Genomic DNA, 14832 nt, shown 5'->3' with positions numbered 1-14832 from the left:
TACCGGCCTGCCTGGCCAACTCCAGCCCGATGATGATGTCGGGCTTTTTATTGCGTGCTGTTTCTCAGGCCAGTGCCTTGAGCAGCCTGTCGATGTCCTGCAACACGCTCGCCTCGCCCTTCTCGCCCCAGTACAAGGCGATCATCTGCTTGTCGGCCTCGATCTTGTAGACGTTGTCCGGCAGCCTCGAAAAATACGGCAACAACTTTTCATCGACGCAGACTTCACGCCATTGGTTGACCCACACCCCCGGCTCCAACTGCCAGTAGCTCCAAAGCGCCGGCGTGCTGCCACGGCGTGGCCGACAGTACTGCGCACAGGGGCTCGGCGGCTCCTGCTTGAGCCAGTGCGGCCACTCCTGGGGCGACAACTGCATGGCCAGGCCGATGCGGCGCGCCTCCATACGCAGGGCCATGCGCCCGCTCTGATGGCGCGACGGACGCAGCCATGCCAGAGGGCTCAACACCACCACAAGGATTGACACCACTATCCAGACCGTCATATGTGTACTCCCGAATTTCTAGATGAGCGGATTTGATCTGACGCAACCCCATCCGCTTGAAAGCAGCCATACTGAACTTATTGCAGTCCCTTGGAGGAACGCCTCATGCCCTACCAACATATTCTGGTCGCTGTCGATCTGACCGAAGAGTGCGATCCAGTGATCAAGCGCGCACAGGAATCTGCATTGGCCAATGGCGCCATTCTCTCGCTGGTGCATATCGTCGAGCCCATGGCCATGGCCTTTGGCGGTGACGTACCGATGGACCTTTCCCAGTTGCAGCAACAACAGTTTGATCAGGCCAAAGAGCTTCTTGACCGTTTGATTCTCAAATACCCGCACTTGAAAAAGGAAGACTGCCACCTGACCTACGGCCAACCGCGCCAGGAAATTCACCACCTGGCCAAGGAAAAGGCCTGCGACCTGATCGTAGTGGGCAGCCATGGCCGTCATGGTTTGGCGCTGTTGCTGGGTTCCACGGCCAATGACGTACTGCACGGCGCGCCGTGCGACGTACTGGCCGTCAAGCTGGTCAAAGCCCCTTAAGCCCTACCGAGATCAACCTGTGGGAGCAGGCAAGCCAGCTCCCACATTTTTAGATCGCATTTCATATAAAAAGCCCGGCGCTCATAGGAATGAACGCCGGGCTTTTTAGTGCAGCAAGATCACTCAGGCATCCAACTCAGCCCAACGCTCAACCAGCACTTCCAACTCCTGGTTCAACGTCTCCAGGGAAGCAATGACCTTGGCCGTCTCAGCCGCCGGACGCAGGTAGAAACCCGCGTCAGCCATGTCCGCTTCAACCGCCGCGATCTGCTGTTCCTTGGCTTCGATATCACCCGGCAAGGCTTCCAGCTCACGCTGCAGCTTGTAGCTCAGCTTCTTCTTGGCCGCCGGTGCCGCTTCGACAGCCGGCTCAGCAGCCGCCACCGGGGTGACCACCGCCGAGTTCAAGTCGGCCTTGCCGGACTTGCTCTCGGTCACGCCCAGCAGGCGCGGCGAGCCGCCCTGGCGCAGCCAGTCCTGGTAACCACCGACGTATTCCCGCACCTTGCCTTCACCTTCAAAGACCAGGGTGCTGGTGACCACGTTGTCGAGGAATGCCCGGTCGTGACTGACCATCAGCACGGTGCCGTTGAAGGTCAGCAGGACCTCTTCCAGCAGTTCGAGGGTTTCCACGTCGAGGTCGTTGGTCGGTTCGTCGAGCACCAGCAGGTTGGCCGGTTTGCTGAACAGCTTGGCCAGCAGCAGGCGCGCACGCTCACCACCGGACAAAGCCTTCACCGGCGTCCGCGCACGCTGCGGGCTGAACAGGAAGTCGCCCAGGTAGCTGAGGACGTGGCGGCTCTGGCCGTCGATATCGATAAAGTCGCGGCCCTCGGCGACGTTGTCGATCACGGTCTTTTCCAGGTCCAACTGGTGGCGCAACTGGTCGAAGTAGGCCACGTCGATGCGCGTGCCCTCTTCCACGGTGCCGCTGGTCGGTTGCAGACCGTTGAGCATCAGCTTGAGCAAGGTGGTCTTGCCGGTGCCGTTGGCGCCGAGCAGGCCGATACGGTCGCCGCGCTGCAGGACCATCGAGAAGTCCTTGATCAGGAACGGACCGTTCGGGTGATGGAAGCTGACGTTTTCCAGCACCATCACCTGCTTGCCCGACTTGTCGGCGGTATCCAGCTGGATATTGGCCTTGCCGGTACGCTCGCGACGCTCGCTGCGCTCAACACGCAGGGCTTTCAGGGCGCGTACGCGGCCTTCGTTACGGGTGCGACGGGCCTTGATGCCCTGGCGGATCCAGACTTCTTCCTGGGCCAGCTTTTTGTCAAACAGGGCGTTGGCGGTTTCTTCAGCCGCCAGCGTGGCTTCCTTGTGCACCAGGAAGCTGGCGTAGTCGCCGTTCCAGTCGATCAGGCCACCACGGTCCAGTTCGAGGATGCGCGTGGCCAGGTTTTGCAGGAAGGAACGGTCGTGCGTGATGAACAGCACGGCGCCCTGGAATTCCTTGAGGGCTTCTTCCAGCCAGGCGATCGCGCCGATGTCCAGGTGGTTGGTTGGTTCGTCGAGCAGCAGCAGATCCGGCTCGGACACCAGGGCCTGGGCCAGCAGCACGCGACGACGCCAGCCACCGGACAACTCGGCGAGGGTCTTGTCGGCAGGCAGTTGCAGGCGGCTCAGGGTGCTGTCCACCAGTTGCTGCAAGCGCCAGCCGTCACGGGCTTCGAGGTCTTGCTGGACATGCATCAGCTTGTTCAGGTCGTCTTCGGTGACGCAGTTCTGCGCGAGGTGATGGTACTGGGCCAGCAACTCACCGACGCCGTCGAGGCCTTCGGCAACCACGTCGAACACTGTCCGTCCGTCGGCCACCGGCAATTCTTGCGGCAATTCGCCAATCTTGAGGCCCGGGGCACGCCAGACAGAGCCGTCATCGGGCTTCTGGTCGCCTTTTACCAGCTTCATCATGCTGGACTTGCCGGTGCCGTTGCGGCCGATGATGCACACCCGCTCACCACGGGCGATCTGCCAGGACACCTTGTCCAACAACGGCATAGCGCCGAAAGCAAGGGACACATCGCTGAATTTGAGCAGGGTCATACGCTTCTCCAAAAACTGGGCGCGCATTCTACCTGAGTTAGGGGTGGGATGCGGCCGGCATTTTCTTTATAGACAGGTTATGTAAGACATTTCTGACCAACCTGAACGAACCGGCCGGCAAAGCTTTCGCCTGCGTCGAGCAAAAGGCTAAGCTAGGGGCAATCAGTGTCGGCCGCGCCGGCGCTATTCGTGATTTCTCTGCACGGACGTCTCATGCGCAGTCGCCTTTTCAACTTTTTATCTTGTCTGCTTCTTTCCGCCACTGCCGCCCAATCTGCCCAGGCCGTGGACCTCACCACCCAACGCCAGTATTACGATGAAGCCAAACGCGCCCTGGCCAAGGGTGATTCCGGCCCGTACATGCAATACAGCCAGGCGCTGGCCGACTACCCGCTGACGCCGTACCTGGCCTACGACGAGTTGACCGCGCGCCTGAAAACCGCGAGCAACGAGGAAATCGAACAGTTCCTCGGCAAAAACGGCGACCTGCCCCAGGCCAACTGGATGAAGTTGCGTTGGTTGCGCTGGCTGGCCGACCGTGGCGACTGGCAGACCTTTGAAAAGTACTACGACCCCAAGCTCAATTTCGTCGAGCTCGACTGCCTGCACGGCCAGTTCCAGCTCACCCACAATCTGAAAGCCGAAGGCTACAAGACCACCGAAAAGCTCTGGCTGACCGGCAAGTCCCAGCCTGCTGCCTGTGATGCCACCTTTGCCCAGTGGGCCGCCGACGGCCAACTCACCGAACAGAAAATCTGGGACCGCGCCAAGCTCGCCGCCGAAGCGCGCAACTACGCGCTGGCCAACAGCCTGGTGAAAACCCTGCCGACCTTGGGCGCCCAAGGCCGCCTGATGGTGGACGTGGCGCAAAAGCCCGACATGCTCGGCGACCCATCGCGCTTCCGGCCGGTCAACGAGGCCATGTCCGACGCCGTAGGCCTGGGCCTGCGCCGCCTGGCGCGCCAGGACCCGGACAAGGCCATGGCCCTGCTCGACGGGTACGCCAGCAGCATGCACTTCTCCCGTGACGAAAAAGTGTCGATCGCCCGCGAAATCGGTCTGACCCTGGCCCGTCGCTACGACCCGCGCGCCCTCGACGTGATGACCCAGTACGACCCGGAACTGCGCGACAACACCGTATCCGAATGGCGCCTGCGCCTGCTGCTGCGCCTGGCGCGCTGGGAAGATGCCTACCAGCTCACCCGCAAACTCCCACAAGACCTGGCGACCACCAACCGCTGGCGCTACTGGCAGGCCCGCAGCCTGGAACTGGCCGAGCCGAAAAACCCGCAAGCGCTGGTGCTGTATAAAAACGTGGCCAAGGAACGTGATTTCTACGGCTTCCTCGCCGCCGACCGCTCCAAATCCCCGTACCAGCTGACCAACCGACCGCTGGTGATGAGCCAGGCGCTGGTCAACAAGGTGCGCAACACCCCAGGCGTACGCCGTGCCCTGGAGTTCTACGCCCGTGGCCAGATCGTCGATGGCCGCCGCGAGTGGTACCACGTCAGCCGCCACTTCAACCGCGATGAAATGGTCGCCCAGGCCAAGCTGGCCTATGACATGAAGTGGTACTTCCCGGCGATCCGTACCATCAGCCAGGCGCAGTATTGGGACGACCTGGACATCCGCTTCCCGATGGCCCACCGCGACACCCTGGTGCGCGAAGCCAAGGTGCGCGGCCTGCATTCGAGCTGGGTGTTCGCCATCACCCGCCAGGAAAGCGCCTTCATGGACGACGCGCGCTCCGGCGTCGGCGCCAGCGGCCTGATGCAACTGATGCCCGGCACGGCCAAAGAGACCGCACGCAAGTTCAGCATCCCCCTGGCCTCCCCGGCCCAGGTGCTCGACCCGGACAAAAACATCCAGCTCGGCGCCGCCTACCTGAGCCAGGTGCACAGCCAGTTCAACGGCAACCGCGTGCTCGCCTCCGCCGCCTACAACGCCGGCCCCGGCCGCGTGCGCCAATGGCTGCGCGGCGCCGACCACCTGAGTTTCGACGTGTGGGTAGAAAGCATCCCGTTCGATGAAACCCGCCAGTATGTGCAGAACGTGCTGTCTTATTCGGTGATCTACGGGCAAAAGCTCAATTCACCGCAGCCGCTGGTGGATTGGCATGAGCGTTATTTTGACGATCAGTAAGAGGGGCAGCTTCAAGGGGTTAGTTTGAAGCTTCAAGAGGAATGCCCGCATTGAGAGATGCGGGCATTTTTTATGGGTTGGGGTTTAGTGTGAAACCTGTTCTTCATCCCCATCACTGAACTGCAACGCCGCCAACCGCGCATACAGCGGATTGCTCGCAATCAACTGCTGGTGCGTGCCCACCGCCACCAGCTTGCCCTGGTCCATCACCGCAATCCGGTCGGCGTTCTTCACCGTCGCCAGTCGATGGGCGATCACCAGCGTGGTGCGCCCTTGCATCAGCTGCGGCAACGCTTGCTGGATCAAGTGCTCACTCTGCGCATCCAGCGCGCTGGTGGCTTCGTCCAGCAGCAAGATCGGCGCATCCACCAGCAAGGCGCGGGCGATGGCCAGGCGTTGGCGCTGGCCGCCGGACAGGCCCATGCCGCCGTCGCCCAGGTGGGTCTGGTAGCCGTCGGGCATTTGCAGGATGAAATCGTGGGCGTGAGCAATGCGCGCGGCGGCTTCGACCTGTTCCTGGGTGGCGGACGGGTTGCCGTAGCGGATGTTCTCTTCGACGCTGCCGAAAAACAGCGCCGGGCTTTGGGACACCAGGGCGAAGTGACGGCGCAGGTCCATGGGATCCAGTTCGGTCAGCGGCTGGCCTTCGATCAGGATGCGACCGTGCTGGGGGTCATAGAAACGCAGCAACAGATCGAAGATTGTCGACTTGCCCGCGCCGGACGGGCCGACCAGCGCCAGGGTTTCACCGGGGTTGATCGTCAGATTCAAGCCGTCGATGGCGTAGCTGTCGGGCCGCGACGGGTAGGAAAAGCGCAGGTCTTGCAGCTCCATACGCCCGCTCACCCGCTCCGGCAACTGAGCCGTACCGGTGGCCGGCGCCTGGATCTCGTTGCTCGACTGCAGCAGTTCACCGATGCGCTCGGCCGCACCGGCGGCGCGCTGCAACTCGCCGAGCACTTCACTGAGGGTGCCGACGGCGCTGCCGACGATCAGGCTGTAGAACACAAACGCCGCCAGCTCACCGCCGGAAATCCGCCCGTTGATCACGTCCATGCCGCCGACCCACAGCATCACGCCCACTGCGCCCAGCACCAGCATGATCACCAGGGTAATCAGCCATGCACGCTGGAGGATACGCTTGCGCGCCGTGGTGAACGCCTCTTCCACGGTCACGGCGAAGCGCTGTTCGTCCTGCACCTGGTGGTTGTAGGCCTGCACGGTCTTGATCTGGCCGAGGGTCTCGGACACGTAGCTGCCCACGTCCGCGATGCGATCCTGGCTCTGGCGCGACAAACTGCGCACGCGACGCCCGAAGATCAGGATCGGCGCCAACACCAGCGGCAACGCCACCACGACGATGCTGGTGAGCTTGGGGTTGGTGACAAACAGCAACACGATGCCGCCGATCACCATCAAGGCATTGCGCAGGAACAGCGACAGCGAAGAGCCGATCACCGATTGCAGCAAGGTGGTGTCGGTGGTCAGCCGCGACTGGATTTCCGAGCTGCGATTGTTCTCATAGAAGCCGGGATGCAGGTAGATCAGGTGGTTGAACACCTGGCGCCGGATGTCCGCCACCACCCGCTCGCCGATCCACGACACCAGGTAGAACCGCGCAAACGTGCCCACGGCCAGGCCCAGCACCAGCAGCATGAACAGGCCAATGGACTGGTTGAGCAAGTGCGGCGACTGGGTCATGAAGCCCTGGTCCACCAGCAGGCGAATGCCCTGCCCCATGGACAAGGTGATGCCCGCCGTGACAATCAGCGCCAGCAAGGCACCCAGCGCCTGCCAGCGATAGGGCGCAATAAAGCGGCTGGCCAGGCGGATCGCACGGCGTTGACGGATCGAGAACATGGAGGGCATCACCTGCGCAAGAAGGATAGGTATCTACACAGCAACATTGGGGGAACTTGGGTAAATAACAATGAGTCAGGTTAATTATGCCCGCCGATATGGGCCCCTAGAGGCTATCGGTCTAATGCCCGGCTGGAAATTTGTAGCGGTTTCTGGTGGACTGAGGGTTCGAACCGGTGATCTTGCAAGGAGTTGTAACAGCGCGGTCACGCGGGGGAATTAGAGTAGGTACACAACCTGATGAGGAGACAGGCCATGACCTTGCACACTAGCAGCACTGACAAAGTAGAAGTCGTCCGCACCGCGCATCAGGCCAACCTGGGTTGCTCGATCATCGACGCCCAAGGCCGCGAAGTGCCGATTACCGAAGACATGATCCAGCAAGCGTGCCGCGAGCTGGAACAGCGACTGGTCACGCCTGCCAAGCAAGGCTGAAGCGCCCAAGCTCTTTCCGACCCGGCCCAGGTGGCCGGGTTTTTTATGGGGTTAGATAACTGTCGCGCCCAATGCCGACACGATGCTTGCCAACGCCGCAGACTCCCCATTGATACGCACCTTCAAGCCATCGATCTCACGGCGTGCCGGGTAATGCTTGCGCAGCAGGTCAAAGGCCTTGCGCTGCTCTTGCACGGTGCCTACAAGGCTGCGGCGGAAATCCGCATCATCGCGGCGCGGGTCGTACACACTGCGGCACAAGGTCGCCAGCGCCCAGGCCGGATCAGTGTCCGCATTCAGATGCACCTCGGCCAGCCACAACGGCGGCAACAGGTCACTCAATTGAATGCTCGGTTCCTGGCCCAGGTGTGCACAGAACGCCTGGTAAATCTGCGCCGTACCACGCTGGCGGCCTTCCAGGCTGTAACCGGCGATATGCGGCGTGGCCAGCACGCACAAGTCAGCCAGGTCGACGTCCACTTCTGGCTCGCCTTCCCACACATCGATCACCGCTTGCAGGTCTTCGCGCTCCAGCAACACCTCGCGCAGGGCCGCGTTGTCCACGACCGCGCCACGGCTGGCGTTGATCAGCCAGGTGCCAGGCTTGAGCTGGTCGAGGCGCTGACGGTCGAACAGGTGCCAGGTGGAGCCCTTGCCGGACTTGGTCAGCGGCGTGTGCAGGCTGATCACATCACATTGCTCGATGACCTGCTCCAGGCTGACGTAATCGCCCCCTTCGGCGCTCTGCCGGGGGGGATCGCAGACCAGCACGTTCCAGCCCAGGCCCTTGAGGACCTTGACCAGCCGCCCGCCCACTTCGCCGGCACCGACAACGCCGTAAGTGCGCTGATTGAGGTCGGCGCCTTCGATCTCGGCCAGGGTCTGCAGGCTGCCCAGCACGTAATCCACCACGCCCCGTGCGTTGCAGCCGGGGGCGCTGGACCACTGGATGCCGGCCTGCTTGAAGTAGTCCAGGTCGAGGTGATCGGTGCCGATGGTGCAGGTGCCGACAAACTTAACCGGCGTGCCTTCCAGCAGCGCGCGGTTGACGTTGGTCACCGAACGCACCAGCAGCACATCGGCCTGCTCGACCGTGGCGCGGTCCATGGCACGGCCGGGCACACGGCGGATCTCGCCAAACCCTTCAAAGAAGGCGTCGAGCAGCGGAATATTTTCGTCGGCAACAATCAACATGGCAGGCTCCTTTCGCGGACCCGCAGTGTACAGGCTTGCGATCTGTGTTCCAGCGCAGATCCAGTGGATGAATGGGCTGTTGTGGGAGCTGGCTTGCCAGCTCCCACAGGGGATTGGTGGTGTTTGGGAGAGTGCTTACAAATCGCTAACACAGGATTTTTCCTGACCATCACGTCAAGGCGTAGAATCCGCCGTCCTTGCGCCTCCCTTTATTCCTGGACACCCGTACGTGAACACTGCCACCGCCGCCCTCACCCGCCCCGCCCGCATCAGCCGGGAAGTGCGCGACCTGCTGACGCTCGCCCTGCCGATCATGATCGGCCAGTTGGCCACCACCGCGATGAGCTTTGTCGATGCGGTGATGGCCGGGCGTGTCAGCCCCCAGGATCTGGCGGCGGTGGGCCTGGGCAATTCGATCTGGATCCCGGTGTACCTGCTGATGAGCGGCACGCTGCTGGCCACCACGCCAAAAGTCGCCGAGCGCTACGGTGCCGGGAAATTCACTGAGATCGGGCCACTGGTGCGCCAGTCGCTGTGGCTGGCGAGTGTGGTCGGCATCATGGGCGGGCTGTTGTTGCTGTGCGCGGAACCGATCCTGCACTGGATGAAGGTCGAGGCCGACCTGATCAAGCCGTCCATGGGCTACCTGCACGGCATCGCCGCCGGCATGCCGGCCATCGCGCTGTACTACGTGCTGCGCTGCTTCAGCGACGGCCTGGGCCGCACGCGGCCGAGCATGGTCATGGGGCTGGTCGGCCTGGCGCTGAATATTCCGCTGAACTACATCTTCATCTACGGCCACCTCGGCGTGCCGGCCATGGGCGGCGTCGGCTGCGGCTGGGCCACGGCCCTATCGATGTGGGCGATGGTAATCGGCCTGGCCGTGTGGACACGCTTCGGCCCGGCGTACCAGAGCAGCGAGCTGTTCAAGCGCTTCGACTGGCCGCAATGGGCGGTGATCAAGCGCGTACTGGGCATCGGCCTGCCGATTGGCGTGGCGATCTTTGCCGAGTCGAGCATCTTCGCGGTGATCGCCCTGCTGATCGGCAGCCTCGGCGCCACGGTGGTGTCGGGCCATCAGATTGCGCTGAACGTCAGCTCGCTGGTGTTCATGATCCCCTACTCCCTGAGCATGGCCGTCACCGTGCGCGTCGGCCAGGCCCTGGGCCGCGGCGAACCGCGTGAGGCGCGCTTTGCCGCCGGGGTCGGCATGGGCACGGCGGTGGCCTACGCCTGCCTGTCGTGCAGCCTGATGCTGGTGTTTCGCGAGCAGCTGGCGGCGATCTACACCCCTGACCCGGTGGTGATTCACCTGGCCTCGACGCTGATCGTGTTTTCCGCGCTGTTCCAGTTCTCCGACTCGATCCAGGTCACGGCGGCCGGCGCCCTGCGTGGCTACCAGGACACCCGGGTGACCATGGTGCTGACCTTATTCGCCTATTGGGGCGTGGGGCTGCCGGTCGGCTATGCGCTGGGGCTCACCGACTGGCTCGGCGCGCCGAGCGGCCCGAGCGGTTTGTGGCAGGGCCTGATCGTCGGCCTGAGTTGTGCAGCGGGGATGTTGCTGGTGCGCCTGGCGCGCAGTGCACGCCGGCGCATTCGCGCAGCAAAAGCCTTGGGTTAAGCGGACTTCTTGCGGATCCAGTACAGGTACGTACCGGCCTGTTCCTGTTGATCCACCAGTTCGTGGTCAAGGAACACGCAGAACTTGGGAATATCGCGACGGGTCGACGGATCGGTCGCGATCACCTTGAGCAAGCCGCCGGGCGGCAGGTCGCGGATGTGCTGATGCAGCATCATCACCGGCTCGGGGCAGTTGAGGCCGGTGGCGTCGAGGATGCCGTCGACCGGCAGATCCTGGGATTGGCTCATATCTCACTCCTGAAAACGGCCCGCTCTTGGGTGGCAGCGGGCTTGCCCGCGATGACGGGGGCACATTCAATATAGATGTCGATTGTTATACCGCTATCGCGGGCAAGCCCGCTCCCACAGGGGGTTTGTGGTCACTTCAACTATTCAGCGGTTCTTGGGTTTCTTCGGGGTTTCCAGGCGGCGCAGGTGGCAGGTCACTTCCTCACGGTCGTGATACAGCTGCTTGCAACCAATCTCCACCCGAATGCCACGTGCCTTGAAGCCCTCTTCAATGCGTTCCAGCAAACGCTTCACTTCGGCATAACGCTGCTTCATCGGCAACTTCAGGTTCACCACCGCCTCGCGGCAATGCCCCTCGCCGATCCAGGTTTCCAGCAGCGCCGCGTTGCGCGCCGGTTTCTCGACGATGTCACACACCATCCAGTCCACCGGCTGCTTGGGCACGAAGGTGAAACCGTCGGCCATCAAGTGTTGCACCAGGCCCGTGTCCATCAGGCTTTCGGCCATGGGGCCGTTGTCGATGGCCGTCACCAGCATGCCCCGGTTGACCAGTTGCCAGGTCCAACCGCCGGGGGCGGCACCGAGGTCGACACCGGTCATGTCGCCGTGCAGGCGCTCGTCCCACTGGTCGCGGGGAATGAAGTGGTGCCAGGCCTCTTCCAGCTTGAGGGTCGAACGGCTTGGCGCGTCACGCGGGAACTTGAGACGCGGGATGCCCATCGGCCACATTGCCGAGTTGTTCGACTCGGCCAGGCCCATGAACACTTCGCGGCCGCTCTTGAAGGTCAGCAGCAGGCGCGGCTTGCTCGGGTCGTCCACCAGCTTGCCGGCGTTGAGCAACGCCTTGCGCAGGTGCACTTCGAATTTCTTGCAGAAGTTCGACAGCTCTTTGCCATCGTTGGTATCGACCATCTCCAGCCACAGGCTGCCGCACACCGGGAATTCGCGCAGGTGGGCGAGGATCACGCTGATGCGGTCGGTTTCCGGCAGGTCGATGAACACCCCGCGCGCCCACTGCCGCGGGAAGATCAGCTCGGCAAAACGCTGGCCGTGCATCAGGCGCTGGGCGCCGTCTTCTTCGGTGCAGACAAATTCGGCGCAGGCGCTGCCGGTCTTGGCCTTGGCGTAGCCGGAAACGTTCAGGCGCGCGGCGTGTTCCGCGATCTCGGAACAGACTTCGCCTTCAAAACCCGGGCGGCAGTGCATAAAAAGGGTGTTCATCAACTCTCCTGGCAACTGGCTTGCTGTAGCGCAAGGCCTGTCATGAAAACGCGCGCATGATAACTGAGTTCGGAACCTTGGACTTCACCATAGAGTCCAGTTATTAGCCTGCTAATGAAAACAGGGCTAGCTTTATAGCTCTGTCCGTCCCGTCAGGTCCGTAGCCGTGCGGATCATAAGGAGTCGCGTCATGTCATCGCTTGATAGCCTGAAAACCCTTAAAACCCTGGAAATAGACGACAAGACCTACCACTACTTCAGCCTGCCCGAAGCGGCCAAAAGCCTGGGCGACCTGGACATGCTGCCGATGTCGCTCAAGGTGCTGCTGGAAAACCTGCTGCGCTGGGAGGACGACAAGACCGTCACCGGCGCCGACCTCAAGGCCATCGCCGCCTGGCTCAAGGAGCGCCAGTCCGACCGCGAGATCCAGTACCGCCCCGCCCGAGTGCTGATGCAAGACTTTACCGGCGTCCCCGCCGTGGTCGACCTGGCCGCCATGCGCGCCGCGGTGGCCAAGGCCGGTGGCGACCCGCAGCGTATCAACCCGCTGTCGCCGGTGGACCTGGTGATCGACCACTCGGTGATGGTCGACAAATTCGGCAACGCCGACGCCTTCGAACAGAACGTCGATATCGAAATGCAGCGCAACGGCGAACGCTACGCCTTCCTGCGCTGGGGCCAGAGCGCCTTCGACAACTTCAGCGTGGTGCCGCCAGGCACCGGCATCTGCCACCAGGTCAACCTCGAATACCTCGGCCGCACCGTGTGGACCAAGGACGAGGACGGCCGCACCTACGCCTTCCCCGACACCCTGGTCGGTACCGACTCCCACACCACCATGATCAACGGCCTCGGCGTCCTCGGCTGGGGTGTGGGCGGCATCGAAGCGGAAGCGGCGATGCTCGGCCAGCCGGTGTCGATGCTGATTCCGGAAGTGATCGGCTTCAAGCTCACCGGCAAGCTCAAGGAAGGCATCACCGCCACCGACCTGGTGCTGACCGTCACCCAGATGCTGCGCAAGAAAGGCGTGGTAGGCAAATTCGTCGAATTCTATGGCGACGGCCTCGCGGACCTGCCGTTGGCCGACCGCGCCACCATCGCCAACATGGCCCCGGAATATGGCGCCACCTGTGGCTTCTTCCCAGTGGATGAAGTGACGCTGGACTACTTGCGCCTGTCGGGCCGTCCGTCAGCCACCGTCAAGCTGGTCGAGGCCTACACCAAGGCCCAGGGCCTGTGGCGCCACGCCGGCCAGGAACCGGTGTTCACCGACAGCCTGGCCCTGGACATGGGCAGCGTCGAAGCCAGCCTGGCCGGGCCGAAACGCCCGCAGGACCGGGTGTCGCTGCCGAATGTCGGCCAGGCATTCAGCGACTTCCTCGACCTGCAATTCAAACCGGCCAGCAAAGAGGTCGGGCGCCTGGAAAGCGAAGGTGGCGGCGGCGTTGCCGTAGGCAATGCCGACTTGGTGGGTGAAGCCGATTACGACTTCGAAGGGCAGACCTATCGCCTGAAAAACGGCGCCGTGGTTATTGCCGCGATCACGTCGTGCACCAACACCTCCAACCCCAGCGTGATGATGGCCGCCGGTCTGGTGGCGAAAAAGGCCGTGGAAAAGGGCCTCACACGCAAACCCTGGGTCAAGACTTCCCTGGCGCCGGGTTCCAAAGTGGTCACCGACTACTACAAGGCGGCGGGCCTGACCCACTACCTCGACAAGCTCGGCTTTGACCTCGTGGGTTATGGCTGCACCACCTGCATCGGCAACTCCGGCCCGCTGCCTGAGCCGATTGAAAAAGCCATCCAGAAGGCCGACCTGGCCGTGGCCTCGGTGCTGTCCGGCAACCGCAACTTCGAAGGCCGCGTGCACCCGTTGGTGAAAACCAACTGGCTGGCCTCGCCGCCGCTGGTGGTCGCCTATGCATTGGCCGGCACGGTGCGCATCGACATCAGCAGCGAGCCGCTGGGCAACGACAGGGACGGCAAGCCGGTGTACCTCAAGGACATCTGGCCCAGCAGCAAAGAGATTGCCGACGCCGTGGCCCAGGTCAGCACCGGCATGTTCCACAAGGAATACGCCGAGGTGTTTGCCGGTGATGCGCAGTGGCAAGCCATTGAAGTGCCACAGGCCGCGACCTACGTGTGGCAGAAGGACTCGACCTACATCCAGCATCCGCCGTTCTTCGACGATATTGCCGGGCCTTTGCCGGTGATCAAGGATGTCCAGGGTGCCAATATCCTGGCCCTGCTGGGCGACTCGGTGACCACCGACCACATCTCCCCCGCCGGCAACATCAAGGCCGACAGCCCGGCCGGGCGCTACCTGCGCGAGCAAGGCGTGGAGCCGCGTGACTTCAACTCCTACGGCTCACGCCGGGGCAACCACGAAGTGATGATGCGCGGCACTTTTGCCAACATCCGCATCCGCAACGAAATGCTCGGTGGCGAGGAAGGCGGCAATACGCTGTATATCCCCACCGGCGAGAAAATGGCGATCTACGACGCGTCGATGCAGTACCAGGCGGCGGGCACGCCGTTGGTGGTGATTGCGGGGCAGGAATACGGTACCGGCTCAAGCCGCGACTGGGCGGCCAAGGGTACGAACCTGCTGGGAGTGAAGGCGGTGATTGCCGAGAGTTTCGAGCGCATCCACCGTTCCAACCTGGTGGGCATGGGCGTGCTGCCGTTGCAGTTCAAGCTGGATCAGAACCGCAAGAGCCTCAAGCTCAGCGGCAAGGAGCAGATCGATATTCTCGGGCTGACGGGCGCAGAGATCGTGCCGCGGATGAACCTGACGCTGGTGATTACGCGGGAGGATGGCAGCAGCGAGAAGGTCGAGGTGTTGTGTCGGATTGATACGCTTAATGAAGTGGAATACTTCAAGGCGGGGGGGATCTTGCACTACGTCCTGCGCCAGCTGATCGCATCTTAAGCAACGCTGTAAAACCAAATGTGGGAGCTGGCTTGCCTGCGATAGCGGTAGGCCAGCCAACATTTACTTAGCTGACATACCGCTA

The 14832-nt window shown here is 62.6% G+C and carries 11 protein-coding genes; 5 read left to right on the top strand and 6 right to left on the bottom strand.

Annotated features, from left to right (window positions below; all coding sequences use genetic code 11):
• Positions 1 to 64: 64 nt before the first annotated feature.
• A complete protein-coding gene (locus B348_RS0117310; protein WP_017737331.1) occupies positions 65 to 502 on the bottom strand; it encodes a hypothetical protein in 438 nt (145 codons plus the stop codon).
• A gap of 105 nt (positions 503 to 607) precedes the next feature.
• Here B348_RS0117310 and B348_RS0117305 point away from each other — a divergent pair, with 105 nt between their 5' ends.
• Entirely contained in the window at positions 608 to 1048 is a 441-nt protein-coding gene (locus B348_RS0117305) for a universal stress protein (protein WP_017737330.1), read from the top strand.
• A 123-nt stretch (positions 1049 to 1171) separates the two neighbouring features.
• Here B348_RS0117305 and B348_RS0117300 read toward each other — a convergent pair whose 3' ends face one another.
• A complete protein-coding gene (locus B348_RS0117300; RefSeq protein ID WP_017737329.1) occupies positions 1172 to 3091 on the bottom strand; it encodes an ATP-binding cassette domain-containing protein in 1920 nt (639 codons plus the stop codon).
• 213 nt (positions 3092 to 3304) lie between these two features.
• Between B348_RS0117300 and B348_RS0117295 the strand changes: the two genes are divergently transcribed.
• The gene (locus B348_RS0117295) at positions 3305 to 5233 is read left to right on the top strand and encodes a transglycosylase SLT domain-containing protein (protein ID WP_026136848.1); all 1929 of its coding nucleotides are present in this window, start codon (positions 3305 to 3307) and stop codon (positions 5231 to 5233) included.
• 84 nt (positions 5234 to 5317) lie between these two features.
• On the opposite strand, the gene B348_RS0117290 is transcribed toward B348_RS0117295, so the two are convergent.
• Positions 5318 to 7102, bottom strand: a complete 1785-nt coding sequence (locus B348_RS0117290) for an ABC transporter ATP-binding protein/permease (RefSeq protein WP_177325339.1) — start codon at positions 7100 to 7102, stop codon at positions 5318 to 5320.
• A gap of 246 nt (positions 7103 to 7348) precedes the next feature.
• Here B348_RS0117290 and B348_RS0117285 point away from each other — a divergent pair, with 246 nt between their 5' ends.
• Positions 7349 to 7528, top strand: a complete 180-nt coding sequence (locus B348_RS0117285) for a PA1571 family protein (protein ID WP_017737326.1) — start codon at positions 7349 to 7351, stop codon at positions 7526 to 7528.
• 51 nt (positions 7529 to 7579) lie between these two features.
• Here the strand turns inward: B348_RS0117285 and pdxB are convergent, their stop codons facing one another.
• On the bottom strand, positions 7580 to 8722 hold the full coding sequence (pdxB, locus tag B348_RS0117280; protein WP_017737325.1) for a 4-phosphoerythronate dehydrogenase PdxB: 1143 nt from the start codon (positions 8720 to 8722) through the stop codon (positions 7580 to 7582).
• A gap of 229 nt (positions 8723 to 8951) precedes the next feature.
• Here pdxB and B348_RS0117275 point away from each other — a divergent pair, with 229 nt between their 5' ends.
• Positions 8952 to 10346: an MATE family efflux transporter gene (locus B348_RS0117275; RefSeq protein WP_017737324.1), complete on the top strand. Its 1395-nt coding sequence runs from the start codon at positions 8952 to 8954 to the stop codon at positions 10344 to 10346.
• On the opposite strand, the gene tusA is transcribed toward B348_RS0117275, so the two are convergent.
• Positions 10343 to 10594: a sulfurtransferase TusA gene (gene tusA, locus B348_RS0117270; RefSeq protein WP_017737323.1), complete on the bottom strand. Its 252-nt coding sequence runs from the start codon at positions 10592 to 10594 to the stop codon at positions 10343 to 10345. The two genes, B348_RS0117275 and tusA, sit on opposite strands and share 4 nt — an antisense overlap.
• A 144-nt stretch (positions 10595 to 10738) precedes the next feature.
• Positions 10739 to 11815, bottom strand: a complete 1077-nt coding sequence (gene rlmM / locus B348_RS0117265; RefSeq protein WP_017737322.1) for a 23S rRNA (cytidine(2498)-2'-O)-methyltransferase RlmM — start codon at positions 11813 to 11815, stop codon at positions 10739 to 10741.
• 190 nt (positions 11816 to 12005) lie between these two features.
• On the opposite strand from rlmM, the gene acnA reads away from it, so the two are divergent.
• Positions 12006 to 14747, top strand: a complete 2742-nt coding sequence (acnA, locus tag B348_RS0117260; protein ID WP_017737321.1) for an aconitate hydratase AcnA — start codon at positions 12006 to 12008, stop codon at positions 14745 to 14747.
• Positions 14748 to 14832 lie beyond the last annotated feature (85 nt).

This window comes from Pseudomonas sp. CBZ-4 (assembly GCF_000346755.1).
Lineage (GTDB): Bacteria > Pseudomonadota > Gammaproteobacteria > Pseudomonadales > Pseudomonadaceae > Aquipseudomonas.
The sequence above is the reverse complement of the archived record's forward strand: the minus strand, read 5'-3'. Positions and strand labels throughout refer to the sequence as shown.